Annotated in this window: 22 protein-coding genes; 7 read left to right on the plus strand and 15 right to left on the minus strand. The window is 74.3% G+C overall.

The genetic code is table 11. The features are described 5' to 3' along the window. Window positions 1-23: 23 nt before the first annotated feature. The 7 genes from HCC30_RS12705 to HCC30_RS12735 all read right to left on the minus strand — a co-directional run bounded on the left by HCC30_RS12705 (window position 24) and on the right by HCC30_RS12735 (window position 7,875). Window positions 24-968: a hypothetical protein gene (locus tag HCC30_RS12705; RefSeq protein WP_206323779.1), complete on the minus strand. Its 945-nt coding sequence runs from the start codon at window positions 966-968 to the stop codon at window positions 24-26. 110 nt (window positions 969-1,078) lie between these two features. Continuing rightward, complete coding sequence (locus HCC30_RS12710) at window positions 1,079-2,095, minus strand: BadF/BadG/BcrA/BcrD ATPase family protein (RefSeq protein ID WP_346776608.1); 1,017 nt, start codon at window positions 2,093-2,095, stop codon at window positions 1,079-1,081. Then, complete coding sequence (locus HCC30_RS12715; RefSeq protein ID WP_169442599.1) at window positions 2,092-2,769, minus strand: uracil-DNA glycosylase; 678 nt, start codon at window positions 2,767-2,769, stop codon at window positions 2,092-2,094. The genes HCC30_RS12710 and HCC30_RS12715 overlap by 4 nt, the downstream gene beginning before the upstream one ends. Before the next feature lie 64 nt (window positions 2,770-2,833). Continuing rightward, complete coding sequence (locus HCC30_RS12720; RefSeq protein ID WP_169442600.1) at window positions 2,834-3,943, minus strand: sialidase family protein; 1,110 nt, start codon at window positions 3,941-3,943, stop codon at window positions 2,834-2,836. Between the two features lie 136 nt (window positions 3,944-4,079). Continuing rightward, complete coding sequence (locus tag HCC30_RS12725) at window positions 4,080-5,489, minus strand: FAD-dependent oxidoreductase (protein ID WP_169442601.1); 1,410 nt, start codon at window positions 5,487-5,489, stop codon at window positions 4,080-4,082. A gap of 76 nt (window positions 5,490-5,565) precedes the next feature. Beyond that, complete coding sequence (locus tag HCC30_RS12730; RefSeq protein WP_169442602.1) at window positions 5,566-6,174, minus strand: TetR/AcrR family transcriptional regulator; 609 nt, start codon at window positions 6,172-6,174, stop codon at window positions 5,566-5,568. Window positions 6,175-6,375: 201 nt separating this feature from the next. Continuing rightward, a complete protein-coding gene (locus HCC30_RS12735) occupies window positions 6,376-7,875 on the minus strand; it encodes an FGGY-family carbohydrate kinase (protein ID WP_169442603.1) in 1,500 nt (499 codons plus the stop codon). Window positions 7,876-8,068: 193 nt separating this feature from the next. Between HCC30_RS12735 and HCC30_RS12740 the strand changes: the two genes are divergently transcribed. Continuing rightward, window positions 8,069-9,481, plus strand: a complete 1,413-nt coding sequence (locus tag HCC30_RS12740; RefSeq protein WP_169442604.1) for a family 2B encapsulin nanocompartment shell protein — start codon at window positions 8,069-8,071, stop codon at window positions 9,479-9,481. 18 nt (window positions 9,482-9,499) lie between these two features. After that, window positions 9,500-11,677 carry a germacradienol/geosmin synthase gene (locus HCC30_RS12745; protein ID WP_169442605.1) on the plus strand — a complete coding sequence of 726 codons (2,178 nt, stop codon included), beginning with the start codon at window positions 9,500-9,502 and terminating at the stop codon, window positions 11,675-11,677. 82 nt (window positions 11,678-11,759) lie between these two features. Here the strand turns inward: HCC30_RS12745 and HCC30_RS12750 are convergent, their stop codons facing one another. After that, window positions 11,760-13,358: an FMN-binding glutamate synthase family protein gene (locus tag HCC30_RS12750; protein WP_169442868.1), complete on the minus strand. Its 1,599-nt coding sequence runs from the start codon at window positions 13,356-13,358 to the stop codon at window positions 11,760-11,762. 150 nt (window positions 13,359-13,508) lie between these two features. On the opposite strand from HCC30_RS12750, the gene HCC30_RS12755 reads away from it, so the two are divergent. Continuing rightward, on the plus strand, window positions 13,509-13,922 hold the full coding sequence (locus tag HCC30_RS12755; RefSeq protein ID WP_169442606.1) for a VOC family protein: 414 nt from the start codon (window positions 13,509-13,511) through the stop codon (window positions 13,920-13,922). Here the strand turns inward: HCC30_RS12755 and HCC30_RS12760 are convergent. Next, window positions 13,885-14,790: a LysR family transcriptional regulator gene (locus tag HCC30_RS12760; RefSeq protein WP_169442607.1), complete on the minus strand. Its 906-nt coding sequence runs from the start codon at window positions 14,788-14,790 to the stop codon at window positions 13,885-13,887. The two genes, HCC30_RS12755 and HCC30_RS12760, sit on opposite strands and share 38 nt — an antisense overlap. A 70-nt stretch (window positions 14,791-14,860) precedes the next feature. Here HCC30_RS12760 and HCC30_RS12765 point away from each other — a divergent pair, with 70 nt between their 5' ends. The 4 genes from HCC30_RS12765 (at window position 14,861) to HCC30_RS12780 (ending at window position 18,300) form a co-directional block, all read left to right on the plus strand. Continuing rightward, window positions 14,861-15,760, plus strand: a complete 900-nt coding sequence (locus tag HCC30_RS12765) for an EamA family transporter (RefSeq protein WP_240979546.1) — start codon at window positions 14,861-14,863, stop codon at window positions 15,758-15,760. Between the two features lie 341 nt (window positions 15,761-16,101). Continuing rightward, window positions 16,102-16,314, plus strand: a complete 213-nt coding sequence (locus HCC30_RS12770; RefSeq protein ID WP_206323780.1) for a hypothetical protein — start codon at window positions 16,102-16,104, stop codon at window positions 16,312-16,314. Window positions 16,315-16,400: 86 nt separating this feature from the next. Further along, on the plus strand, window positions 16,401-17,657 hold the full coding sequence (locus HCC30_RS12775; protein WP_346776609.1) for a nucleotide sugar dehydrogenase: 1,257 nt from the start codon (window positions 16,401-16,403) through the stop codon (window positions 17,655-17,657). 115 nt (window positions 17,658-17,772) lie between these two features. Beyond that, window positions 17,773-18,300: an EF-hand domain-containing protein gene (locus HCC30_RS12780; protein ID WP_169442609.1), complete on the plus strand. Its 528-nt coding sequence runs from the start codon at window positions 17,773-17,775 to the stop codon at window positions 18,298-18,300. Between the two features lie 95 nt (window positions 18,301-18,395). Here the strand turns inward: HCC30_RS12780 and HCC30_RS12785 are convergent, their stop codons facing one another. From HCC30_RS12785 to HCC30_RS12810, 6 genes are read right to left on the minus strand one after another with little or no spacing between them, the layout of a single operon-like run. Next, window positions 18,396-18,818, minus strand: coding sequence for a hypothetical protein (locus HCC30_RS12785; RefSeq protein ID WP_169442610.1), 423 nt, complete (start codon window positions 18,816-18,818; stop codon window positions 18,396-18,398). Then, window positions 18,815-19,780 (minus strand): Gfo/Idh/MocA family oxidoreductase, encoded by a 966-nt coding sequence (locus HCC30_RS12790; protein ID WP_169442611.1) that lies wholly within the window; start codon window positions 19,778-19,780, stop codon window positions 18,815-18,817. The genes HCC30_RS12785 and HCC30_RS12790 overlap by 4 nt, the downstream gene beginning before the upstream one ends. Further along, window positions 19,777-20,922 carry an Ldh family oxidoreductase gene (locus HCC30_RS12795; protein ID WP_169442612.1) on the minus strand — a complete coding sequence of 382 codons (1,146 nt, stop codon included), beginning with the start codon at window positions 20,920-20,922 and terminating at the stop codon, window positions 19,777-19,779. Before HCC30_RS12795 ends, HCC30_RS12790 begins: the two co-directional genes overlap by 4 nt. Next, the gene (locus tag HCC30_RS12800) at window positions 20,919-22,247 is read right to left on the minus strand and encodes a M20/M25/M40 family metallo-hydrolase (protein WP_169442613.1); all 1,329 of its coding nucleotides are present in this window, start codon (window positions 22,245-22,247) and stop codon (window positions 20,919-20,921) included. Before HCC30_RS12800 ends, HCC30_RS12795 begins: the two co-directional genes overlap by 4 nt. After that, window positions 22,244-23,125, minus strand: a complete 882-nt coding sequence (locus HCC30_RS12805; protein WP_169442614.1) for a sugar phosphate isomerase/epimerase family protein — start codon at window positions 23,123-23,125, stop codon at window positions 22,244-22,246. The genes HCC30_RS12800 and HCC30_RS12805 overlap by 4 nt, the downstream gene beginning before the upstream one ends. Next, window positions 23,122-24,141 (minus strand): Gfo/Idh/MocA family oxidoreductase, encoded by a 1,020-nt coding sequence (locus HCC30_RS12810; protein WP_169442615.1) that lies wholly within the window; start codon window positions 24,139-24,141, stop codon window positions 23,122-23,124. Before HCC30_RS12810 ends, HCC30_RS12805 begins: the two co-directional genes overlap by 4 nt. Between the last annotated feature and the right edge of the window lie 57 nt (window positions 24,142-24,198).

Consider the following 24,198-nt stretch of genomic DNA (forward strand, 5'->3'; position numbering starts at 1 on the left):
GGCGGTGTGCGAAGTGCGTGGGTTCAGCGCGCGGACATGCCCTGCCCGGGACGTCCCTGCTGGCCGAGCCCGATCTTGGTCGCGTACGTGGACGCCACCAGCTTGCCCAGCGCCGTGTAGGCGCCCAGCGGCTCGGCCACGGCGCAGCCCGCCTCCTGGGCCGCCGCCTCCAGCAGGCCCTCGGGGACCTCGGGGCCGATCAGGCACGGGGCGACCGCGAGCTGCTGCGAACCGGAGCCGCGCAGCTGCTCGGCGGTGCGGGCGATGGCGCCCTCCTCGTCCAGCCCGGCGGCCAGCACCGGCACCGCGAGCCGCGCCGCCAGGAGCATGCCCGTGATACCGGCGGCCTGGACGGCCTCCTCGCCGCCGACCGTCGCCAGGATGATGCCGTCGGCGGCGGTCGCGACCGTGAAGAGCCGGGCGCGGTCGGCGCGCGCCAGACCCGCCTCGGACAGCTTGACGTGCACGCCCTCGGCGAGGAGGGGGTGCGGGCCGAGGACGTCGGTCAGTTCGGCGCCCGCGCCGCTGCTCACGACGGCCTGCCGTATCCGCCGCATCAGCGCGGAGTCCGGGCCCGCCAGCAGCGGGACGACGATGGCGCTGGGCCCCGGGTCCTGCTGGGGCTGAGCGTTCCCCGCGGCCGCCGCGGCGGCGGCAGCTGCCTCGAGCGCGGCGTTCCGCTGCGCCGCGACCCCCGCGAGGACGGCTCCCAGTGCCGGGAACTCCTCGCTCTCCCCGTCCACGTACCCGATCCGGGCGTCGAGGCCGGGGAGCTCGGAGCGGGCGATGCTCAGAGTCTCCTCGGCGAGGCCGCGCGTCGCGGCGGACGGCGTACCGGGAACGGCCAGCACCAGCGCGGGTGCGTTCTCGGGGGCGACCACAGGCTCCGGTCGGCGGTGCCTTCCGGGCTGACGTGGACGTGGCATTCGTACGGGCAGGCCATTGTCCGGCCCAGTGGGGGAGCTCATGCGCCCGCATGCTAATGCCTTGATGGGCTTGGCTGTTCGGGCGGGGAGGGACGGTCCGCCTATGTCCCGATTCGCACCGCGCGTCGCGTGACTCGTTTTGGCTATATTCGTCAACCCGACAACAACAGGGTGGGATCGGTCGGCAACCGCAGCGCACCCGCCGCCAACTGGTCGGCGACCAGCAGCGACCCCTCCAGCGGCCCGCCCCGCGCCTCGGCCGTCCGCGCCCCCGGCACCCGCCGCGCCAACTCCTCGCGCAGCGGCCGGCACAGCACCTCCCCGAGCCGGAACAGCCCGCCGGTCAGCGCGATCACGGACCCGTCACGGGCACCGTCCGGGCACACGGCGGCGGCGCTGACGGCCATCTGGTGCGCCGCCTCGCGCAGGACCGTCCCGGCCACCGCGTCGTGCTCCGCGCAGGCGGCGACCCGGGGCGCGAACGAGGCCAGCACCGCGGCCCGGTCCGTGCGCGGGTACAGCTGCCCGGCCAGCGCGCTCAGCGGCCGCCCGAACATCTCCTCGGCCTGCTCCCGCAGCGCCCCCGAACCGCCGGCCCGGCCGTCGTACGCGCGCAGCGCCGCCTCCAGTCCCGCGCGGCCGATCCACGCGCCGCCGCCGCAGTCGCCGAGCAGGTGGCCCCAGCCGTCGGCCCGGCGCCAGGTGCGCAGGTCGGTGCCGGTGGCGATCATGCCGGTGCCGGCGGCCAGCACCGCGCCGGGCCGCTGGCCGAGCGCCCCGGCGTACGCGGTGACGGCGTCGGCGGCCAGCGCGATCCGGCGGACGTCGGTGCCGAAGGCGGCGGTGAGGGCGCCGGGGAGTTCGGCGCGGAGCGCGGTGCCGAGCGAGGCCATCCCGGCGGCGCCCACGCAGACGGCGCGCAGCCCGTCCTCGGGCGCCCCGGCCCGCGCGAGCAGCCCGCGCGCGGCCGGCACCAGCCGCGCCAGCATGTCCCCGGCGTCGATCCCGGCCGGCCCCGTCCGCACCGGATCGTCCGAGGAGACCGAGCCGACGGGCACCGGCGGCCCGACGTCCGCACCCGCGCCCGGAGTTGAGCCCGCACGGGCCAGGGCGAGGCGCAGGCCCGAGCCGCCGGAGTCGACGCCGAGGACCCAGCCGGGGCCGGTCACGGCAGGCGCCAGTCCACCGGGTTCGCGCCCTGCTGCGCCAGCAGGGTGTTGACCCGGCTGAAGGGGCGCGAGCCGAAGAAGCCGCGGTCGGCGGACATGGGGGAGGGGTGCGAGGACTCGACGGACGGCAGCCCGTTCAGCAGCGGGCGCAGATTGCGCGCGTCCCGTCCCCACAGCACCGAGACCAGCGGCCGCCCGCGCGCGACGAGCGCTCGGATCGCCTGCTCGGTGACCTCCTCCCAGCCCTTGCCCCGGTGCGCGGCGGGCTTGCGCGGCGCCGTCGTCAGCGCCCGGTTCAGCAGCAGGACGCCCTGCCGGGTCCAGGGGGTGAGGTCGCCGTTCGAGGGGCGGGGCAGGCCGAGGTCCGTGTGCATCTCCCGGTAGATGTTCTCCAGGCTCGGCGGGAGCGGCGCCACCTCGGGGGCGACGGAGAAGGAGAGCCCCACCGCGTGCCCCGGCGTCGGGTACGGGTCCTGACCGACGATCAGCACCCGCACCTCGTCGAAGGGCTGCTGAAAGGCTCTCAGGACCTGCTGCCCGGCGGGGACGTAGGTCTTCCCCGCCGCGATCTCCGTGCGCAGGAAGTCGCCCATCGCGGCGATACGGTCAGCGACCGGTTCCAGGGCCTTGGCCCAGCCCGGTTCGACGATTTCGTTCAAGGGTCGTGCAGCCACGAGCCGTCACTCTACTGGCCCACGGGCCCTGCCCGTCCCCGTCCCCGCGAATTCCCCGGGCCGCTCAGCCGATCACCGCGGCCCGTACGCACAGCACGTCGGGGAGGTGGCTCGCCAGCTGCTGCCAGCTCTCGCCCTCGTCGGCGCTGGCGAAGAGCTCGCCGTTGCGGTTGCCGAAGTAGATCCCGGCCGGGTCGGCGTCGTCCGCCCACATGGCGTCCCGCAGCACCGGGCCGTAGTGCGCGGACTCGGGGAGCCCCGCGCCGAGGCCCTCCCAGGTGGCGCCCGCGTCCTCGGTGCGGTGCACCCGGCAGCGGTGCCGCGCGGGGACGCGGTCGTAGTCGGCGTTGAGCGGGAAGACGTACGCGACCCCGCCGCGCCGGGGGTGGCTCACCACGGGGAAGCCGAAGTCCGAGGGGAGGCTGTCGCCGATGGAGATCCAGCCGGTGCCGGCGTCGTCGCTGCGGTAGACGCCCCAGTGGTTCTGGAGGTAGAGGCGGTCCGGGTCGGCGGCGTCCCGCGCGACCTTGTGCACGCACTGGCCGTGGTCGGGGAAGCGCCGGCCCTCCGGCAGGAACGCCGCCTGCACGCCCTGGTTGCACGGCTCCCAGCGCGCACCGGCGTCCGAGGTGCGGTACGCGCCGCCGGTGGAGACGGCGACCGTCACCGAACGGGAGTCGCGCGGGTCCACCAGCACGGTGTGCAGGCCGAGCCCGCCGCCGCCCGGGACCCAGTCGGCGCGCGTCGGGTGGTCCCACAGCGGGCGCACCAGCGCGAAGCTCTCGCCGCCGTCCTCCGAGCGGAACAGCGCCCCGGGCTCCGTGCCCGCGTACACCACGCCGGGTTCGTCCGCGCCGCCCGGCTGGAGCTGCCAGACCCGCTCAAGTGAAGTGCCGGTGTCCTGGGGGAACTTGACCGCCGGATGCTGCGGCTCCGTCCACGTCCGGCCCAGGTCGTCGGAGTGGAAGACCGACGGGCCCCAGTGCGCGCTGTCCCCGCCGGCCAGTACGCGGGGGGCGCCGGGGCCGCGGGTGTCGATGCCCACCGCGTACACCGCCTGGGCGTTGAAGTGCGGGCCGTCGAACTCCCAGTCCGGGTCCCCGCGCCGGCCGGTCTCCCGCCGGGCGAGGAAGAGTCCCTTCCGGGTACCCACCGCGAGCAGCACGTCCGTCATGCCAGAACACCGCCTCGTGACGCCGTCGTCCAGGACTCCGGCAGTCCGGTGCCGGATCAGTCGTCAGTCTGCACCCCGGCACCGACAGTCGCGTCCGGTCCGGCATCGGCCCAGGTCGCGGCGTGTGCCGCGGGGGTCAGGTGGGCCACAGGGCGTCGGAGGCCGCCGCGAGCAGCCGGTCGCGGGCCGGGATCTTGACCCGGGAGCGGCCGAGGCTGCGGCCGAGCGTCGTCTCCGCGTCCTCGATGCCGAGCCAGCCGCTCCACTCGACGGGACGCAGCCCCATGTACCGCAGCACCGTCAGCGGGTCGGCCGGGGTGCGCCCGGGCGCGGCGGCGAGCGCGCGGGCGTCGGCGAGCAGCGAGGTCACGGTCTCCTTGGCGCAGGGCCGGTTGGTGCCGATCACGCCGGTGGGCCCGCGCTTGATCCACCCCGCGACGTACTCGCCGCGCGAGACCCGGCCGTCCCGCAGCACCCGCCCGGCCAGATGCGGGACGGTGCCCGTCTCCGCGTCGAACGGCAGCCCCGCCAGGGGCACTCCGCGGTAGCCGACCGAGCGGAGCACCAGCTGTGCCGGGACCTCCTCGTGCTCCCCGGTGCCGGTGACGGCGCCCGTGCCGTCGGGCCGCATCCGCTCGAAGCGCACCCCGCGCACGGCGCCCTCGGCGTCGCCGAGGATCTCCACGGGGCGGAGGCAGAAGCGGAGTTCGATCAGCCGCCCGGTCTCCGGCTCCGGCGTCCCCTCCGGTGCCGACCAGCCGCGCAGCACCTCGACGTTGCGCTGCGCGGCCCGGGACAGGGCGTCCGGCGCGGCGCACAGCGGGTCGGCGGCCAGCTCGTCCGCGCGGACGCGGACGGTGGTGCCGGGGAGGGTGCCCAGCTCGCGCAGCTCCTTGGTGGTGAACTTCGCCTGGGACGGGCCGCGTCGGCCCACCGTCGTCACCCGGCGCACCCGGCTGTCCGCGAGCCGTTCGAGCACGTCCTGCGGCACGTCCGTCGGCCGCAGCTCCTCGCGGGCGCGGGCCAGGACGCGGGTGACGTCCACGGCGACGTTGCCGACGCCGATCACCACGGCCGAGCGGGCCGCGAGCGGGAAGCCGTCGGGGGCCGAGTCGGGGTGGCCGCTGTACCAGGAGACGAAGCCCGTCGCCGAGTAGCTGCCGCGCAGCTCCTCGCCGGGGATGCCGAGGGTGCGGTCGGTGGCGGCGCCGACGCAGTAGACCACGGCGTCGTACAGCCGCAGCAGGTCGCGCGGCCCGATGCCGCCCGGGCCCACCTCGATGTTGCCGAGGAAGCGCACGCCCGGCTGCTCCAGCACCTGACGCAGGTTGTTCTGCAGCGACTTGATCTTCTCGTGGTCCGGGGCGACGCCGTACCGCACCAGCCCGTACGGGCAGGGCAGCCGGTCCAGGACGTCCACCGTGACGCCCCTTTCCCCGGCCAGCCCCTGCGCGGCGTACACGCCGCTGGGCCCGGAGCCCACGACGGCGACGCGGAGCGGGGTGCCGTTCCGGGCTGCGGTGCGGTCGGTCCGATCGGGGCACACGGTGCCGTTCCTTCCGCCGGGAGTCCCAGCATGGCACCGCGCGGGCCCGGGCGGGAGGGGGCGGGCGCCGCGCGGGCTACGGCGGGGAGGGCGGGTGGCCCAGGGCCGGGTCCAGTCCGTACCGGGCGAAGAGCTCGGCGCGCAGCCGGGTCACGGACATCGGTGCTCCGGGCAGCAGGGAGGCCACCACGGAGCCCATGAGCAGGGCCCGCAGCATGGTGTAGTCGGTCTCGGGGTCGGCCGAGCCGTAGCGCTCGACGGCGTCCCGGAGCAGCGCGGCGAGGCGCTGCTGTTCGTCGCACTGGACGAAGCCCTCCTGCTGGAGCAGCCCGGCCATGTGGGCCCGCATCAGCACCGGCCGGTCCTGGGCGAGGCCGAGGATCGCGTCGATGGCGCGGGCCAGCAACTCCTCGCCGGCGCGGGGCCCTTGGGGGCGCGGCTCGCGCTCCAGCGCCTCGGCGAGGGTGAGGTGCATGAGCCGGTGCACCGCCGACTGGAACAGCTGGCGTTTGCCGGGGAAGTAGTACGAGACGAGCCCGCGCGCGGCCCCGGCGCGGTCGGCGATGTCCTTGAGGGTGGTGGCCTCGTAGCCCTGCTCGCTGACCACGTCGACGGTTGCTTGGAGCAAACGTTCGCGCGAGCGTCGGCGCAACTCCGCATTGACCGAAGCGCTCCGAGGGGACATGCTGGAACTCCTGCGTTGACTGGCTCAGAGCCAGTATACTCGGCGAGGCTTCGGACGTACGGCCCGCGAGGGTCACGTCCGGCATGGCTGCCGGTATTGGGCGAAGCGGGGGATCGTCCAATACCGGCTGTCCCTCGTTGTGGACGTGTTCCCGACTTCCCTTCCGCACACGTTTGCTCACGGCTCGTGACGGTGCGGACGTCAGCGGTGCTGCCACCGGGCCAGGGCGTGCACGACGCCGGCCGAGGCGGGATACAGCTCGCGGTAGAGGGCGTACAGCTCGTCGTAGCGCGCGGTGGCGTCCGGATCGGGGACGACGCGTTCGGCGACGGGGTTCCAGGCGTCCACCGAGGCGTCGCCGACGAGTTGGGCCGCGAGCAGCGCGCCGCCGTAGCTCGCGCCGATCGACGTCGCCCGCACCTCCTGCTCCCGGCCCGTGACGTCCGAGACGATCCGGGTCCACAGCCCGCCCCTGGTGCCGCCGCCGACGGCGACGACCCGGCCGATGCCGCCGCCCGCCGCCTCCAGCGCCTCGATGTTGTGGCGTACGCCGAAGGCCGTGCCCTCCAGCGCCGCGCGGTACAGGTCACCCCGGGTGTGCGAGAGCGTCAGCCCCGCGATGACGCCCCGGGCGTCCGGGTCCGTCACCGGGGTGCGCTCGCCCGCGAGGTACGGCAGCATCAGCAGGCCGCCCGCGCCGGGCCCCGACTCCTCGGCGAGGCGCAGCAGTTGGGCGTAGTCGGGCGAGCCGAACAGCTCCCGCAGCCAGCCCGTGACGGCGCCCGAGGTGGCCATGCCGCCCGCGAGGCTGCGGGTGCCGGGCAGGGCGCCGACGGTGCTCCACAGCGAGGGGGCGCGCAAAAGCCGGGGCACGGTGTGGACGAGGAACATCGTCGTCCCGTACATCAGCATCAGGTCGCCGGTGCCGTGCGCGCCGACGCTGAGCGCCTCGGCCCAGGCGTCGATCGTGCCGGTGGTGACGGGGATGCCCGCGGGCAGGCCGGTCAGCCGGGCCGCCTCGGCGGTGACCGTGCCGGCGGCCTCGCCGGACCAGCGCAGCGGCGGGAGTTCGACGCCGGGGGCGACGGCCTCGGCCCAGGGCGCGTACCAGTCCTGGGCGACGGTGTCGTACAGCGGGGTGCACTGGCTGGCCGAGTGGTGGTCCAGGACGTAGGCGCCGGTGAGCCCGCGGACCAGCCACGAGCTGGGCATGTACAGGCGCCGGGCGCGGGCGAAGAGCGCGGGCTCCTCGTCGGCGACCCAGGCGATCTTCGGGCCCGCGGCCTGGCCGGACAGCCCGGAGCCGCAGCGCCGCCGGATCTCCTCGTCGCCCAACTCGCGCTCCAGGCGGGCGATCTGGGGGCCGGAGCGGGTGTCGACGCCGTACAGGATCGCGGGGCGCAGCGGGGTGCCGGCCTCGTCGGTCAGCAGCACGCAGGGGCCCATGCCGCTGAGGCCGACGGCGACGACCCGGGCCCCGGCCTCGTCCTCCGCGTAGGCCGTCAACTCGCGTGCGAGGGAGACGAATTCGTCCCACCAGATCCCGGCGTCCATCTCGACGTGGCCGGGCGCGGGCCGGTCGACGGTGTGCTCGCGGACGGCCGAGCGCAGCAGGGTGCCGTCCGGGCCGACGAGGACGCCCTTGCTGCTGGAGGTCCCGATGTCGACGCCGAGGACGGCGGGGGAGGGGGTGCGGGGCATGGCAGCACGCTGGCAGCGATCTCCGGGCCGGTCAACGGGTCGCCGCACCCCGTCCCGTCGCAGTACCGGTGACCAGCGGCTTCGCGTTCGCCCGCTGTTCAACTCGGCAATGTTGATCATGACTTGAGAGTGCGATTAGTCTGACGGACCGACAGGCGGTGCCTGGCCGCCCGTACTTCACCGGAGGACATGCATGACCACCCTGCCGCAGCCTCGGGCCGGCGAGGCTGAGCAGCCCCAGCAGTCCCTCAGCACCGCCGCCGCGCGGAAGCTGGCGACCACGACCAAGTCCGCCCCGCAGATGCAGGGCATCACCTCGCGTTGGCTCCTCAAGGTCCTCCCGTGGGTCCAGACCGAGGGCGGCGTCTACCGCGTCAACCGGCGGCTGACCTACACGGTCGGCGACGGCCGGATCGAGTTCGACCAGACCGGCGCGAACGTCCGCGTGCTGCCGCCCGAGCTCGGCGAGCTGGGCATCTTCCGCGGCTTCGAGGACACGGCTGCCCTCGGCGCCCTCGCCGACGCCTTCACCCAGCACGACTTCGAGGCCGGCGAGGTCCTGGCCCGCGAGGGCGAGGACGTCCGCTACGTGCGGCTCATCGCCCACGGCCGCGTCCGCCGCAGCCGCGCCGGCAAGTACGGCGACGACTCCGTCGTCGAGACCGTCGCCGACGGCGACCGCTTCGGCGAGCACGCCCTCAACGGCGAGCCCGCCACCTGGGACGCCACGGCCACCGCGCTCACCTCCGGCACGCTGCTCCAGCTGCACCGCGACGACTTCGAGCGGCTCCTGGAGCGCACCCCCTCGCTCCGCGAGCACGTCGCCGCCTTCCGCGCGCTGCCCGCGCACGAGCAGAACAAGCAGGGCGAGGCCGACATCGCGCTGGCCTCCGGGCACATCGGCGAGCCGACGCTGCCCGGCACCTTCGTCGACTACGACCTCAAGCCGCGCGAGTACGAGCTGTCGGTCGCGCAGACCGTGCTGCGGGTCCACTCCCGCGTCGCGGACCTGTACAACAAGCCGATGAACCAGACCGAGGAGCAGCTGCGGCTCACGGTCGAGGCGCTGCGCGAGCGCCAGGAGCACGAGCTCGTCAACAACCGCGAGTTCGGCCTGCTGCACAACGCCGAGTACAAGCAGCGCATCCGCACCCACTCCGGCCCGCCCACCCCGGACGACCTGGACGAGCTGCTCGCCCGGCGCCGCAGCACCCGCGTGATGCTCGCCCACCCGAAGGCGATCGCCGCCATCGGCCGCGAGCTGAACCACCGCGGGCTCTACCCGGACAACGCCGACTTCAATGGCCAGTCCGTACCGGCCTGGCGGGGCGTCCCGATCCTGCCGTGCAACAAGATCCCGGTCACCGCGCAGGGCACCTCCTCGATCATCGCCATGCGTACCGGCGAGGACGACCAGGGCGTCATCGGCCTGCACCAGACCGGCATCCCGGACGAGATCGAGCCCGGTCTGAACGCCCGCTTCATGGGCATCGACGAGAAGGCCGTCATCTCCTACCTCGTGTCCACCTACTACTCGGCCGCGGTACTGGTCCCCGACGCGCTCGGCGTCCTCGAGGACGTCAACGTGTACCACCGCCGCGACTGACCGTAAGGACGACGCAGGATGGCCAAGCCCTTCGAGCTGCCCACGTTCTACGAGCCGTATCCGGCTCGCCTGAGCCCACACCTGGAAGAAGCCCGCACCCACTCCCGGGCCTGGGCCGGGGACATGGGCATGCTCGAGGGCTCGGGCATCTGGGACACGGCGGAGTACGACGCGCACGACTACGCCCTGCTGTGCGCCTACACCCACCCCGACGCCTCCGCCGAGCGGCTGGCGACGGTCACCGACTGGTACGTGTGGGTCTTCTTCTTCGACGACCACTTCCTGGAGAAGTACAAGTACACCCGGGACTCGGCCGCGGCCAGGGAACACCTGCTCCGGCTCCGGGAGTTCATGCCCGCCGACCCCTCGGCCCCGATGCCGCAGCCGCGCGACCCGGTGGAGACCGGGCTCGCCGACCTGTGGCGGCGCACCGTCCCCGTCATGACGGACGGCTGGCGCGAGCGGTTCACCGAGGCCACGCTCGCGCTGCTGGACGAGTCGATGTGGGAGCTGTCCAACATCGAGATCGGACGGGTCTCCAATCCCCTGGAGTACATCGAGATGCGCCGCAAGGTCGGCGGCGCACCCTGGTCGGCCGGACTGGTGGAGTACGCGGCGCACGCCGAACTCCCCGGCCAGGTCGCTCAGTCACGCCCGCTGGCCGTGCTGCGCGACACCTTCTCGGACGCCGTCCACCTGCGCAACGACCTCTTCTCGTACCAGCGGGAGGTCGAGGAGGAGGGCGAACTGTCCAACGGGGTGCTCGTCTTCGAGACCTTCCTGGACTGCACCACCCAGCAGGCCGCCGAGAAGGTCAACGACCTGCTCACGGCCCGCCTCCACCAGTTCGAGCACACCGCGCTCACCGAGGTGCCGCCGCTCTGCGCCGAGCACGGGCTCACCCCCGACGAACAGCTGCGCATCGCCGCGTACACCAAGGGACTCCAGGACTGGCAGGCCGGCGGCCACGAGTGGCACCGCCGCTCCAGCCGCTACATGCGCGAGTCGGGACCGGGCCCGGACGCCGGGCCCCGGCTGCCCAGCGGCCCCACCGGGCTCGGCACCAGCGCGGCCCGGCTCGCCGAGTCGTACACGCACTCCATGCCGCAGCGGCTGCGCAGCTTCACGCACGTGCAGCAGCCCGCCGGCGGCCTGCCCGAGCCGGACCCGCGGATGCCGTACCCGGCCCGGCGCTCCGGGCACCTGGACGGCGCGCGCGAGCGACTCGTCGCCTGGTGCCGCGAGTTCGGGATCACCTCGGAGGGCGTGTGGGACGAGGCGAAGCTGCGCGCCGCCGACCTCCCGCTCTGCTCGGCGGGCATCCACCCGGACGCCACAGCGGACGGCCTCGACCTGACCTCGGGCTGGCTGGCCTGGGGCACCTACGGCGACGACTACTACCCGCTGGTCTTCGGCCGCACCGGCAACCTGGCCGCCGCCAAGCGGTACACCGACGGCCTGGCGGACTTCATGCCGCCGGACGTCGGCGAGCCGCCCCGGCCGCCGGGCTCGGCGCTGGAGCGTGCGCTGTACGACCTGTGGGTGCGCACGGCCACGCCGATGAACCGCGAGGCGCGGCTCACCTTCCGGCGGACCATCACCGACATGACGAGCTCGTGGGTGTGGGAGCTGGTCAACGCGGCGCAGCGGCGGGTGCCCGAGCCCGTGGACTACATCGAGATGCGCCGCCAGACCTTCGGCGCCGACCTCACGATGAGCCTCTCGCGCATCGGGCACGGCGGCGTCATCCCGGAGGAGGTGTACCGCTCCCGCCCCGTGCAGGCGCTGGAGCACTCGGCCGCGGACTGGGCCGGCCTCGTCAACGACGTGTTCTCCTTCCGCAAGGAGATCGAGTTCGAGGGCGAGATCCACAACGCGGTGCTGGTGGCGCAGCGGTTCCTGGACTGCACGCAGGCCCAGGCGCGCCGGATCGTCGACGACCTGATCGACGGCCGGATGCGCGAGTTCCAGCACGTCCTCGCGGTGCAGATCCCCGCACTCTGCGACGACCTGGACCTCCCGGGCGAGACCCGCGCGGCCCTGGACCGGTACGCGCTGGAGCTGCAGAACTGGATGTCCGGCATCCTCGTCTGGCACCGCGGCTGCCGCCGCTACGACGAGGACGAACTCCGCCGCGACATCGGCGGCCTGGGCACCGCGGTGACCCGCGCCCGGGTGGGCGCCCTGGGAGTGTGACGCCGGCCCCGCGCCCCCGCTCCGGGGGCGCGGGGAACCGCGCGGACACCCCGCCGCCCGGCGGCGGTTCACGGCGCGCCGGTCACCCCGTGAACCGGTCCGGGTCCGCCTCGTCCCAGTCCCGCTCCCAGCCGCCCGGCAGCTCCCGCGCGGCGCCGCCGAGCAGCACCCCCGGCGCCAGCCAGTCGTACAGCTCCGCGTACGAGGCCACCGCGTGCGGCGCCGTGCGCCGGTACAGCATGCGCGGTCGCAGCTGCGCGGGCTCGTCCACACCGAGCGCGCCCATGATCTCCAGCGCGCTGCGCACCGTCGCCTCCTGGAACCTGCGCACCCGGACGTACTTGTCCGCCACGTCCAACGCCCGCTCCCGGCGCGGGTCCTGGGTGGCCACGCCGACGGGGCAGGTGTTGGCGTGGCACCGCTGCGACTGGATGCAGCCGACGGCGAACATCATGGCCCGGGCCGCGTTGGTGTAGTCGGCGCCCTGCACCAGCCGCTTGACGAGATCGGAGCCCGTGGCGACCTTGCCGCTCGCGCCGACGGCGACCCGCTCCCGCAGACCGATGCCCGTCAGCGCGTTGTGCACGGTGTTCAGCCCCTCCGTCAGCGGCACCCCGACGTGGTCCACGAACTCCAGCGGCGCCGCGCCCGTCCCGCCCTCCGCGCCGTCCACCACGATGAAGTCGGGGGTGATGTCCTCCTCCAGCATCGCCTTGCACAGCGACAGGAACTCGCGCCGGTAGCCGACGCACAGTTTGAAGCCGACCGGCTTCCCGCCCGCGAGCACCCGCATCCGCTCCAGGAAGCGCACCATCTCGCGCGGCGTGCCGAACACCCGGTGGTACGGCGGCGAGACGACCGTACGGCCCTGCGGCACCTCCCGTACGCGGGCGATCTCCGCGCTCACCTTGCCGCCCGGCAGCACCCCGCCCACCCCCGGCTTGGCGCCCTGCGAGAGCTTCAACGAGACGGCGCGGACCTGCTCCCAGGCCGCCTTGCGCGCGAACTCCGCCTCGTCGAAGCCCCCTTCGGGGGTGCGGCAGCCGAAGTACCCCGTGCCGATCTCCCAGATCAGGTCCCCGCCGTGGCACAGATGGTGGTCGGAGATGCCGCCCTCGCCGGTGTCGTGCGCGAAACCGCCCTCGGCCGCGCCGCGGTTGAGCGCGCGGATCGCGTTGCCGGAGAGGGAACCGAAGCTCATCGCGGAGACGTTCAGCAGTGCCATCCGGTACGGGCGGGTGCAGCGCGGGCCGCCGACGTGCACCCGGTACGGCTCCTCCGGCACGGGGCGCGGGGCGACCGTGTGCAGGAAGAACTCGTACCCGGGCTGGTAGACGGAACGTTCGGTGCCGAACGGGTCGGTGTCCTCCACGCCCTTGGCCCGCTCGTACACCGTCGACCGGGTCTCGCGGTCGAAGGGCCTGCCGTCGAAGTCCCGCTCGATGAAGTACTGCTGGAGCTCGGGCCGGAGCCGCTCCAGCGTGAAGCGCAGATGCCCGAGGACGGGGTAGTTGCGCAGCACCGAGTGCCGCCGCTGCACCACGTCGTACGCCCCGGTCACCGCGCAGGCCAGCAGCGGCACCGCGGCCGCCCACCACCGGGCCGAGGCCGCCAGCGCGGCCGCCGCGGCGACGGCGAGCACCGTCACCAGCGCCACGGTGGACCAGCGGCGGTGCAGCATGCGCGTCACGTGCCCTCCTCCTCGCTCGCGGTACGGGCGCGGCCCGTGGGGGAGGCCGGGCCGCGGCGTCCGGGTTAGCCTGCGAAGAGGTTCCCGGACATCCCGGACGTCGTCACCGGGATGACGCGACCGTAAGGAACGGAGCCCGACATGACATCCCGACTCAACCCGTACATCACCTTCGACGGCGACGCGCGGCAGGCCATGGACTTCTACCGGAGCGTCTTCGGCGGCGAGGTCGAGCGGATGACCTTCGCCGAGATGGGCATGGCCGACTCACCGGACGCACAGAAGGTCATGCACTCCATGCTGGTCACCCCCAGCGGCTTCACGCTGATGGCGGCCGACTGCCCGCAGGGCATGTCCTACGACCCCGGCGACAACATCACCGTCAGCCTCAGCGGCGACGACGCCGAGGAACTGCACGGCTACTGGGCGAAGCTGTCCGAGGGCGGCACCGTCGGCGTCCCCATGGAGAAGCAGATGTGGGGCGACGAATTCGGCGCCTGCGTCGACAAGTTCGGCATCAACTGGATGGTCGACATCGGGGAGCCGCAGAGCTGACCGGCGTCCGGTCTGCCGCGGCCGCGTAGAGCTCGGTCAGCAGGGCGACCGCGGCACCGGTGGCCGGGTGGGGGTCGGGGCGGCTCCACAGCACCCGTACCGGGACCGGGTCCGCGTCGCGCAGCGGCCGGAAGACGATCCCGTGCCGCCGGTACTGGGTGACGGTGCTCTCGGCCGTGATGCCGACGCGGCTGCCGGAGGCGATCGCGGCCAGCCAGTCGTCCACGTCCTGGATGTACTCGATCTCCGGACGCGCGCCGTCCGGCCACAGACCCGCCGTCGTGCTCCCCGAACGCCGGTCGATCAGCACCGTCCTGCCCTGCACCTCGTGCAGCCGCACCGAGCGCCGCCGCGCCCACGGGTCGTCCGCGGCCAGGGCGCAGTAGCGCCGCTCGTGCCCGACCACGGTGCTCGCGAACCGCCGGTCACCCGGCTCGGACCGGACGACGGCCAGGTCGCAGGCCCCCTCGGCCAGCCCCGCCGTCGCCGTGTTCGTCCGGACCAGCCGCAGCTCGACGCCCGGGTGCCCGGCGGCCCAGCGGCGCAGGAACTCGGGGGTGTGGCGGCCCAGCGACGACCAGGCGTGACCGATCCGCAGCCGGGTGTGGCCCGTCACGGCCTCGCGGACCAGATCGTCCGCCTCGGCCAGCAGCTGCCGCGCCCGGGCCAGCACCTGCACGCCCGCCGTGGTGGGGGAGAGGCTGCGGCTCGTGCGGTGCAGCAGCCGCACCCCGAGAATCCGCTCCAGCGAGCCCAGCGTGCGCGAGACGGCCGCCTGGGAGACGCCCAGCTCGATCGCGGCGTCCGTGAAGCTCCCCGTCTCCACGATCGCGACCAGCGCCCGCAGGTGCCGCAGCTCCATGTCCATGACTCCAGCGTATGGATGGCCCCTCGCACGCATTTTGCGGGTGTCCCCGGCGGCCGCAGGATCACCGCCCATGGAGACCCCCGTGGACGACGCCGTGCCCCGCCGAGCCGCACCCCTGCCCGCCCAACTCCCGGAGCAGCGCGGCCGGTTGACCGGCATCGCGCTGATGCTGGGCGGCGGGCTGTCCAACCAGACGGGCGCAGCCCTCGGCGCCCTCGCCTTCCCCGCCATCGGCCCCACCGGGGTGGTGGCCGTACGGCAGTGGGTCGCGGCCCTGGTGCTGCTGGCCGCCGGGCGGCCGCGGCTGCGCGGCTTCACCTGGGCGCAGTGGTGGCCGGTGCTGTGCCTCGCGCTGGTCTTCGCCACGATGAACCTCGCGCTCTACACGGCCGTCGACCGGATCGGCCTCGGCCTCGCCGTCACGCTGGAGTTCCTCGGCCCGCTCGCCGTTGCCCTGGCCGCCTCCCGGCGCCGTACCGACCTCGGCTGCGCCCTCGTCGCCGGGGGAGCGGTCGCGGTGCTGTCCAGGCCGCAGCCGTCCACCGACTACACCGGCATCGCCTGCGGCCTCCTCGCGGCCGCCTGCTGGGCCGCGTACATCCTGCTGAACCGCACCGTCGGCCGGCGGCTGCCCGGGGTGCAGGGTTCGGCCGCGGCCGCCGGCGTCTCCGGCCTGCTGTACGTGCCGGTCGGGATCGCCGTACTGCTCCAGCACCCGCCGACCGGGCGGGTGCTGGCGTACGCGGCGGCCGCCGGACTCCTCTCGTCCGCCGTCCCGTTCCTCGCCGACATGCTGGCGCTGCGGCGCGTACCGCCGCGCTTCTTCGGCGTCTTCATGAGCGTCCACCCGGTGAGCGCCGCGCTCGTCGGCCTCGTCGTCCTCGGCCAGCACCCGCAGCCGCTGGACTGGCTGGCCGTCGCCGCGATCGTCGCCGCGAACACCGTCGGCGTGCTGACGGCGCGGCGATGACGGAGTTGACGACGACACGGGCGCCCGCGCCGGCGGGCGTCGAAGGGGGTGACGTGGTCCCGAACGAGCCTGCCGCGCAAGGGAGTTGGCGGGCCGGGTGGTATCAGTGCGGCCGGTTCTTCGGTTCCTTGATCGATAATCGTCACCTATATCGGTGATCTTGCCCGCGGTGGCGACGAGCAGCCCCCTGAACGGCCCACAATGGAATCTGACAGAAGGATTACTTCAACAGCAGGAGGATTTCTGTGCGTCGGCTCGCTTGTGCTTTCGCCGTTCCCGCGGCGGCGGTTGTCGCCGCTCTCGCCGGTCAAGGAACGGCCGCGGCCGCGGAAAACGGTGAAGTGACCGTATTCAGCACGGAGTTTAACTCGCTCTCGGTCTACGAGAACCCCTCCGGCTGCCACAAGCTCCCGCTCGACGGCCATGTTCTGGTGAACCGCACGGACAAGCCGGTCACCCTCTACGGCGACCCGTTCTGCATGACCCCGGGAATGACCGTCCAGCCGGACCACGGCGCCCACGTCGTCCCCGGTACGGGAAGCTTCAGCGCCTGATGAGTGCCGTCTCGACAGGTGCCGGGTCCGGCCCGGAAGCGCTTGCCGGGCCGTCCTCACCGCTGCCCGGTGGGACCTCCGGAGGCGTGCCGGACGTGGTCGTCATGGGCCTGGGGCACGTGGGATTACCCCTCGTCCAGGAAGCCACCTCGGCCGGCCTCGCGACCGTGGGGTACGACGTGTCCGAGGAGGTCGTGGCGGGTGTGAACGCCGGCCGCTCGCACGTGGGCGGCGTCTCCGACGCGGACGTGACGGCCATGGTGGCGGGCGGCTTCCGCGCCACCGGTGACCCGCGCGTCCTCGACGGGGCGCGCACGGTGCTGATCTGCGTCCCCACCGGACTCACCGCCTCCGGCACCCCGGACCTGGCACAGGTCGAGGCGGCCACCACGGCCGCGGCGCGCGGACTGTCCCCCGGAACCCTCGTCGTCCTCGAATCGACGAGCTATCCGGGAACCACCGACGGATTCGTCCGCCCGCTCCTGGAGCGGATCAGCGGACTGCGCGCCGGACACGATTTCCACCTCGCCTTCTCGCCCCAGCGCATCGACCCGGGAAACCGGGAGTGGGGCGTGCGCAACACCCCGAAGATCGTGAGCGGTTACACCGCGAAGTGCGCCAAACGCGCCATCGCTTTCTACTCGCGTTTCGTCGAGAACCCCGTGCTCTCCAGAGGGACGCGCGAAGCGGAAATGGCGAAACTGCTGGAGAACACCTACCGGTACGTGAACATCGCGCTCGTCGACGAAGTCGCCCTGTTCTGTGCCGAATCCGGGATCGACGTGTGGGACGTGCTGCACTGCGCCGGCACGAAACCCTTCGGCTTCGCCTCCTTCAGACCCGGCGCCGGGGTCGGCGGTCACTGCATCCCGGTGGACCCGCGGTACCTGGCGGCGCAGGCCGAGGCGCAGGGCTTCTCCTTCCGGATGCTCGCCGCCGCGCAGGACGTGCTGACCCGGATGCCGGGCCATGTCGTCGGCCGCACCCTGGAGTTGCTCGACGAGATCGACGTCAAGCCCGCCGGGTCCCGGGTGCTGCTGCTCGGCGTCTCGTACAAGCCCGACGTGGCGGACGTCCGCGAGACCCCCGCCGTCGCGGTGGCCTCCGGGCTGCTGTCCGCGGGCGCCGAGGTCTCCTACCACGACCCGTACGTCGAGCACTTCGCCCTCGGGGCGCAGCCCGTCCCCCGCGCGGGGGAACTGGACGAGGCGCTGCGCGAGGCGGATGTGGCGATCCTGCTCCAGGAACACACCGAGTACGACGCGGCCTCGCTCAACCGCGCTCCCTGCGCGGTGCTCGACACCCGGGGCCTCGTCGCGGGCCGCGGCGTCACGCTGCTCTGAACCCGGCCGTCCCGTGCGGACCCGGCCACCCGAACTCACACGCCGGTCACCGGTGTGTGTCCCGCTGCCCTCAACCGGGCGGTTTTTACTGGAAATTCACGAAAGGATCAGGAATATGAGCAACGCTCTGGCCAACGAGCGCCTCCGCAAGCGCTTCTCCCGCTGGGACGTGGACGGCAACGGCCGTCTGGAGCTGAACGACTTCAAGCAGGAGGCGGCCCGGATCGCCCAGGGCTTCAACAAGGCCGAGGACGCCCCCGAGGTCAAGCCCCTGCACGACGCGTTCGAGGCGCTCTACAGCCACCTCGCGGAGAAGAGCGGCGCGCAGGCCGGCATCACCGAGGAGCAGTTCCTCCAGGTCACCGGTGAGCTCCTGTTCACCGAGGGCGAGGCCGCCTTCAACCGCGCGCTCGGCCCGGTCGTGTCCGCCCTCGTCGGCCTCTCCGACGCGGACAAGGACGGCGTCATCAGCGGCTCCGAGTTCGAGATCTGGCTGGCCGGCGTCGGCCTGCCGCGCACCGAGGCCGCCGAGGTCTTCCGCAAGGTCGACCAGGACGGCAACGGGCAGCTCACCGAGGAGGAGCTGCTGACCGCCGTGCGCGAGTACCACTACGGCCGGCTCGACGCCGAGCTCCTGGGCTGACGCCCTCCGCGCCCCGCAGCGGGGCGCGGGACCGCACGAAGAGGCCGGCGGCCCCAACGGGCCGCCGGCCTCCTGCTGTTGGGGCCGCCCGGCGTCTACGGCACGTCGTCCGCGCCCTGGGTGAAGACGACCGGCATCTCCGGCCGCAGCGCGAGCTCACCCCCGGCGGTCAGGCTCTCGCGGTGCACCAGGATGTTGTAGTGGTTGGGGAAGTGGCAGCCGTCGAAGCCGAGCACCGTCCCCACCACCGTGTCCCCGATGCGCAGCGTGTCCCCGCGGTCGACGACGCCGCCGCAGCGCAGCTCCGTGAAGCCGAGGAACCCGACCCGGTCCACGCGGGCGCCGGGCGTCGGGTCCCACCGGTCGGTGACGACGAGTTCGTGCACCTCGCCGGCGCGTACGCAGCGGCTCGCGAACTCCTCCAGGGCCATCCCGCGGTCCGTGCGCCGGTGCAGCAGCACCTTCACCAGCCGCCCCTCGACGGCCCGCTTCGGCCCGTCCTCGACGGTGTTCCTCACGGCCTGCCTCCCGCCTGGGCGAAGGACCCGGCGGGCGCGGGACCGTACGGCTCCTCGCGGGCGTACGCGGCCGCCACCAGCTCCAGGCAGTCCAGCCCGCCGTGCGCCCGGTGCCCGGGGAGCGGGGCAGCGCAGGCCGTGGCGAAATCGGCGAGGATGCCCTCGTACTCGTGCCACAGCGAGGACTTGAAGCCGTGGTGCCCGGCGAGCATGTCGGCCGACAGCAGCCGCCCGTCGGCCAGTTCGACCTCGACGTCCTTGGTCTCGCCCGGGTGGGACCAGTCCAGTTCCACGGTGGCGCGGACGCCGTCGGCGGCGCGCAGCCCGATCCGGGCCTGCCGGTCGGTCCCGTCGGCGTCCCGCCGGACCTCGGCGCCCGTCACCTCGACGTCGCCGGCGAACAGCCGTACCAGGTCGAAGGCGTTGGGGCCGTTGTCCGCGACGCAGCCGCCGCCGCAGCGGCCCGGGTCCAGGTACCAGGTCTCGCCGCCGAGGTGCTCCTCGATGCGCTCCAGGTAGCGGACCCGGAGCGAGCGGACGGGCGGACCGCCGTCGAGCGAGCGGCGCAGCGCGAGGACGGCCTCGTTGTACCGCCGGTGGAAGGCCGTGAACAGGGCGACGCCGTGCCGTTCGGCCTCGGCGACCAGCTCCTTCCCCTCCTCCGGGGTCAGCGCCAGCGGCTTCTCCACGCACACCGGCACCCCGGCGGCCAGCACGCTCGCGCACACCTGCCGGTGCGCGTCGTTGGGCACGGCGACGACGACGCCGTCCGGCTCCGCCTCGCGCAGCATGGTCTCCGCGTCCGTCCAGCACGGGACGCGCCCCCGGTGCGGTGCGAGCCGGGATTCGCGGGCGTCGCAGACGGCCGCGAGTTCCCAGTGCGGGGAGCGTTCGGCGGCGGCCAGGTAGTAGCCGGAGATCGCCCCGAGCCCGATGACGGCCAGCCGCGCCGTCCCGCTCATCGCCCGGCCTCCCCGTCGCCGTCGCCGGAGAGCAGGCCCAACTCGACCAGTTCGCGGTGGAGTTCGCGGGGCAGGGGGACGCCGTCGCGGCGGCGGGCCGTGGCGCGTTCGGCCTCGTGCCAGCCCGGGTACCGGACCGGCCCCGCGCCGGGGCGCGGCGGGCAGTCGGCGACGGTGCCGAACAGCGAGCGGACGGTGTCGCGGAACTCGCCGCCGGGGCGCAGCAGTCCGGGGTCGATGGCGAGCAGGAAGAAGCCGACGCCGTCGTCCCTGCCGTGCGGGGTGCCGTCACCCGAGAGGGCCTCGGGGGCCGGGCCGACCCCGCTGCCGGACAGCGCGGCCGACAGCACCTCCACCATGAGCCCGAGGCCGAAGCCTTTGTGGGCCCCGTTGTCGGGGTCGCCGCCCAGCCAGCGCAGGTGCGCCTCGCCCCGGTCGAAGGCGGCCGGGTCGGTGACCGGGGTGCCGTCGGCGTCCTCCAGCCAGCCCTCGGGGACGGGCCGCTCCTCGCGGGCCGCCAGCCGGACCCGGCCGGTCGGCACCGCCGTGGTGCTCATGTCCAGCACGAAGGGGTGGCCGTCGAGCGCGGGGGCGGCCACGCTCAGCGGGTTGGTGCCCAGCAGCGGGAGCGTGCCGAGCGGCGGGCGGGCCAGGCGCTGGCTGCCGCAGTTGCTCGCGACGATGCCCACCAGCCCCTCGGCCGCCGCGCGGGCCGCGTGGAAGCCCGCGCAGCCGAAGTGGGTGCCGCCGCGCACCGCGACGAGCCCGATCCCGTACCGGCGGGCGCGGGCCACCGCGTCGTCCATGGACGCGGCGGCGGCCCACAGGCCCAGCGCCCTGCGGTGGTCGACCACGGCGCAGGCCCCGAGGTCGGTGACGGTGAGCGGGCGGGCCGCCGGGTCGCAGCGGCCGGACTCCAGCAGCGGCAGGTAGAGCCGGCGGAGGTTGGTCAGCCCGTGCGAGGGGAAGCCCGCGAGGTCGCCGTAGCAGAGCGCCTCGGCCGCGGTTCGGGCCTCTGCCGCGGGGATGCCCCGGTCGCGGAAGTGCCGGGCGACGGAGCCGAGCAGCTCGTCGTGCCCGACACGTACCGGGTCGTGCGGGCTGTGCTGCCGTTCCGCGGCAGCGGCGGGTGCGGACGTCATACGGAGGGCCTCTCGTCGGCGAAGGTGGTGCGGTCGGTCGGGTCGGTCTCGGGCGGACGGTCGGTGGCGAAGCCGGTGACCAGGCGGGTGACGAGGGCGGCGAACTCCTCCAGGTCGGCCAGGTCGACGAACTCGCCTTCGGCGTGGGCGTGGTTGAGGTCCAGCGAGCCGGGGCCCAGCACCGTGGTGAAGGTGCCCGGGAGCCCGGCGGCCCAGATGGCGTCGCAGGTGAACCCGGGGTCGTCGGCGGGCGCCGCGCGTGCGCCGGCGCGGGCCAGCAGCCGCTCCGCCCACGGGTCGCCGGAGCGCAGCGCGGGGAGCCCCCGCTTGTCCCAGGTCAGCCGGGTGACGCGGGCCGCGGACGCGGCGGTGTGCGCGAACTCGCGGGTGCCGGCGAAGGCGTCGGCGAAGTCCTTCAGGCCCGCCGCGTACTCCCGCTCGACGGCCTCCGCGAGCAGTTCGCCCTCGGCCGCCGTCCCGTAGGACAGGTTCAGCAGGAGCGTCCCGGTGCCGTAGACGCGGTTGTGGGCGCCGCCGGTGTGCAGGCCCGCGACGCAGAGGCGGCCGCCGGGCGCGGCCCGGTCGAGCCGGGCCGCGAGGTGGGTGGCCAGGTGTCCGAGGAGCACGGTGGCGTTGTGCCCGGCGTCGGGGCGGTCGTCGATCGCGCCCTCGCCGTCGACCGTGATCCGGGCCGTCATGGAGGCGGTGGCCCGGGGGACGGAGCGCAGCCCGGTCGGTTCGCAGAAGACGTTGAGCCGCCCGTAGTGGCCCGCGTCGAGCAGCGGGCGGGTGCCGAAGGTGCCCATCGCCCCGCCCTCCTCCCCGGCGACGGCCTGCACCAGCACCGTGGACTCCCGTGCCGCGCCCGGGAGTTGCGCGACGGCGCGGAGCCCGGCCAGCAGCGCGACGGCCGGGCCCTTGGCGTCCACGGCGCCGCGGCCGGTGAAGCGCGCCCCGTCGAAGCCGACGGGCTCGGCCCCGGCGACGGTGTCCAGGTGCACGTTGAACATCACGGTGCGCTCCGCGGGCCGCGGCGGGCCCAGCCGGAGCACCAGGCTCGGCTGCTCGGCGAGGAAGCCGTCCCGGGCGCGTGCCGCCTCCCGGACCACGGCGGGGACGCCGGGCCGCTCCAGCCAGTGCGGGGCCGCGGGCCCGTGGTGGACGACCTCCAGTCCGGCGTCCTCCGCCGCGGCCGCGTACGTCCGCAGGGCCGCCGGGATGCCGGACGGTCCGGCGCCGGGGCCGGCCTCCAGCGGGCCGACGGTGGGGATCTCCAGCAGCCGCAGCAGCAGTTCCGTGTCGGCCCCGGAGAACAGTCCGCTCACGCCGGCCGCCCGGCGAGCGCGTCCAGGGTCTGCGACCACAGCCGCTCCAGCCGTTCGCCCGCGCTGACCGTCAGGCTCGTGGCGTCCGCGCCCGGCCGGTTCAGGCCCTCGTGCGGCCGGACGGCGAGGTGCGGTTCGAGCGAGAGGGCGCCGGTGTAGCCGCCGCGCGCCAGCATGTCCAGGCACTCCGCGACGTGCGCCTGCCCGTCGCCGGGGAGGGTGTACGCGGTGTCGTCCCCGGAGGTGCGCACGGCGTCCTTCACGTGCACGTGGGCGACGTGCGGGAGCAGCTCCCGCAGCATGGCGACGCCGTCGTAGCCGTGCGGCACGCCGTTCCCGATGTCGAACAGGACCCGCAGGGCCGGGCTCGCCACGTCCTCCAGCAGCCGGAGCGTGCGCGGCGCGCTGGCGCCGGCCCAGCCGGAGCAGTTCTCGTGGACGAGCGTGACGCCGGCCTCCTCGGCGCGGGCGGCCAGCCGGGTCAGGCGGGCCGTCACGTGCCGGGCCCATTCCGCCTCGGGGAGGCCGTCGTTGGGGTAGGACATGACGCGGACCATCCCGCAGCCGAACAGGCGGCCCTGCTCGATCAGGGTGTCGAGCTCGGTGACGTCCTCGGCGAAGTCGCCCGTCACCGGGCGCCCCCAGTTGCCGATCCGGGAGGCGAGGCAGACCACGTCCACGCCCGCGTCCGCCAGCCGCGCGGCGCACTCCCGGGCGCGGGCGCGGGGGAGTTCGGCCAGCGGCGTGCCGTCGACCGTCCGCAACTCCAGGGTGTGCCAGCCCAGTCGGCGTACCGTCCGGATCTGGCCCTCCAGTCCGGCCGCGGCCTCGTCGCCGATGACGGCGAAGGTGCGGGCGGACGTCTCGGTGCCGCTCATGCCGCCCCCTGCCCGAGGACGGGCCCGGTGGTGTCCGAACCGGGCGCTCCGCAGCGGGTCTTGGCCTCGTCCAGGAGTCGGGCCGTGTCGCGGGCGACCGCGAACTCCGGGTCGGGCCGTCCGGCCGCGAAGTCCTGGTAGGCGCGGCGGAGGAAGGCGGACAGGGCGTCGTCGCGGAAGCTGCGCGGTCCGGAGCCGTCGGGGAGGACCAGTTGGGCGTGGTCGTCCTCCTCGCCGATCGGGTAGTGCGCCGTGACCGTCCCGTCGCCGAAGCGCAGATGGGCCGTGCGCTGCCGGACCGGGGACATCAGATCGCTGCGCAGCACCGTGTGCACACCGCTGTCGTGGGCGAGTTCGACGCGGGCGCCGCCCAGCAGCGGGCGCGTCCGGCTGCCGGCCCGCAGGTCCGAGCAGGAGGCGTCGAGCAGGCGGGCGGGCCCGGCGAGGTGCAGGACCAGGCCGAGGGAGTGCGGGATCTCCACGTCGAGCGCCGTCGGGTGCCCGGAGGTGGCCAGGGACCGGGCGAAACGCGGCTTGTCCTGCCGCATCCCGAAGCCGAGCAGCGGGCCGTACGGTTCCTCGCGGACGATCCGCCGGAGCCGGGCGGTGAGTTCCGAGGTCAGCCAGTGTGCGACGACGGCGATCCGCAGGTTCTCGCGGCGCCGCAGGTCCAGCAGTCCGTCGAGTTCGGCGCGGTCGGCGGCGAGCGGCTTCTCGACGATCAGGTTCCGGAAGCCGTGCTCCGCGAGCTCGGTCAGCAGCGGCAGCCGGCTCCTCGGCGGGGTGCACACGTGCACCACGGTCCGCTCCGGGTCCCGGACCCGCGCGGCGGCCTCCGCGACCGAGGCGGTGACGGCCAGACCGGGCACCTCTCCCTCCGCTCCGGGGCGCGGGTCGCATCCGACCACGGGCCCTGACCAGACGGGGGCGTCCTCGTTCCCGGCCGGTTTTCGGAGCACCTTCAGGTGCAGACCGGCTCCGGCGCGGCCGAGTCCGACCACCAGGGGCTGCAGCACACATGCCTCCTTCGGGGGCAGTTGAGAAACGGAGGGGAGCGGAGGAGCCGGTCCGGC

It is taken from the genome of Streptomyces sp. HNM0574 (assembly GCF_012726235.1).
In the GTDB taxonomy this organism is placed as follows: Bacteria; Actinomycetota; Actinomycetes; order Streptomycetales; family Streptomycetaceae; genus Streptomyces.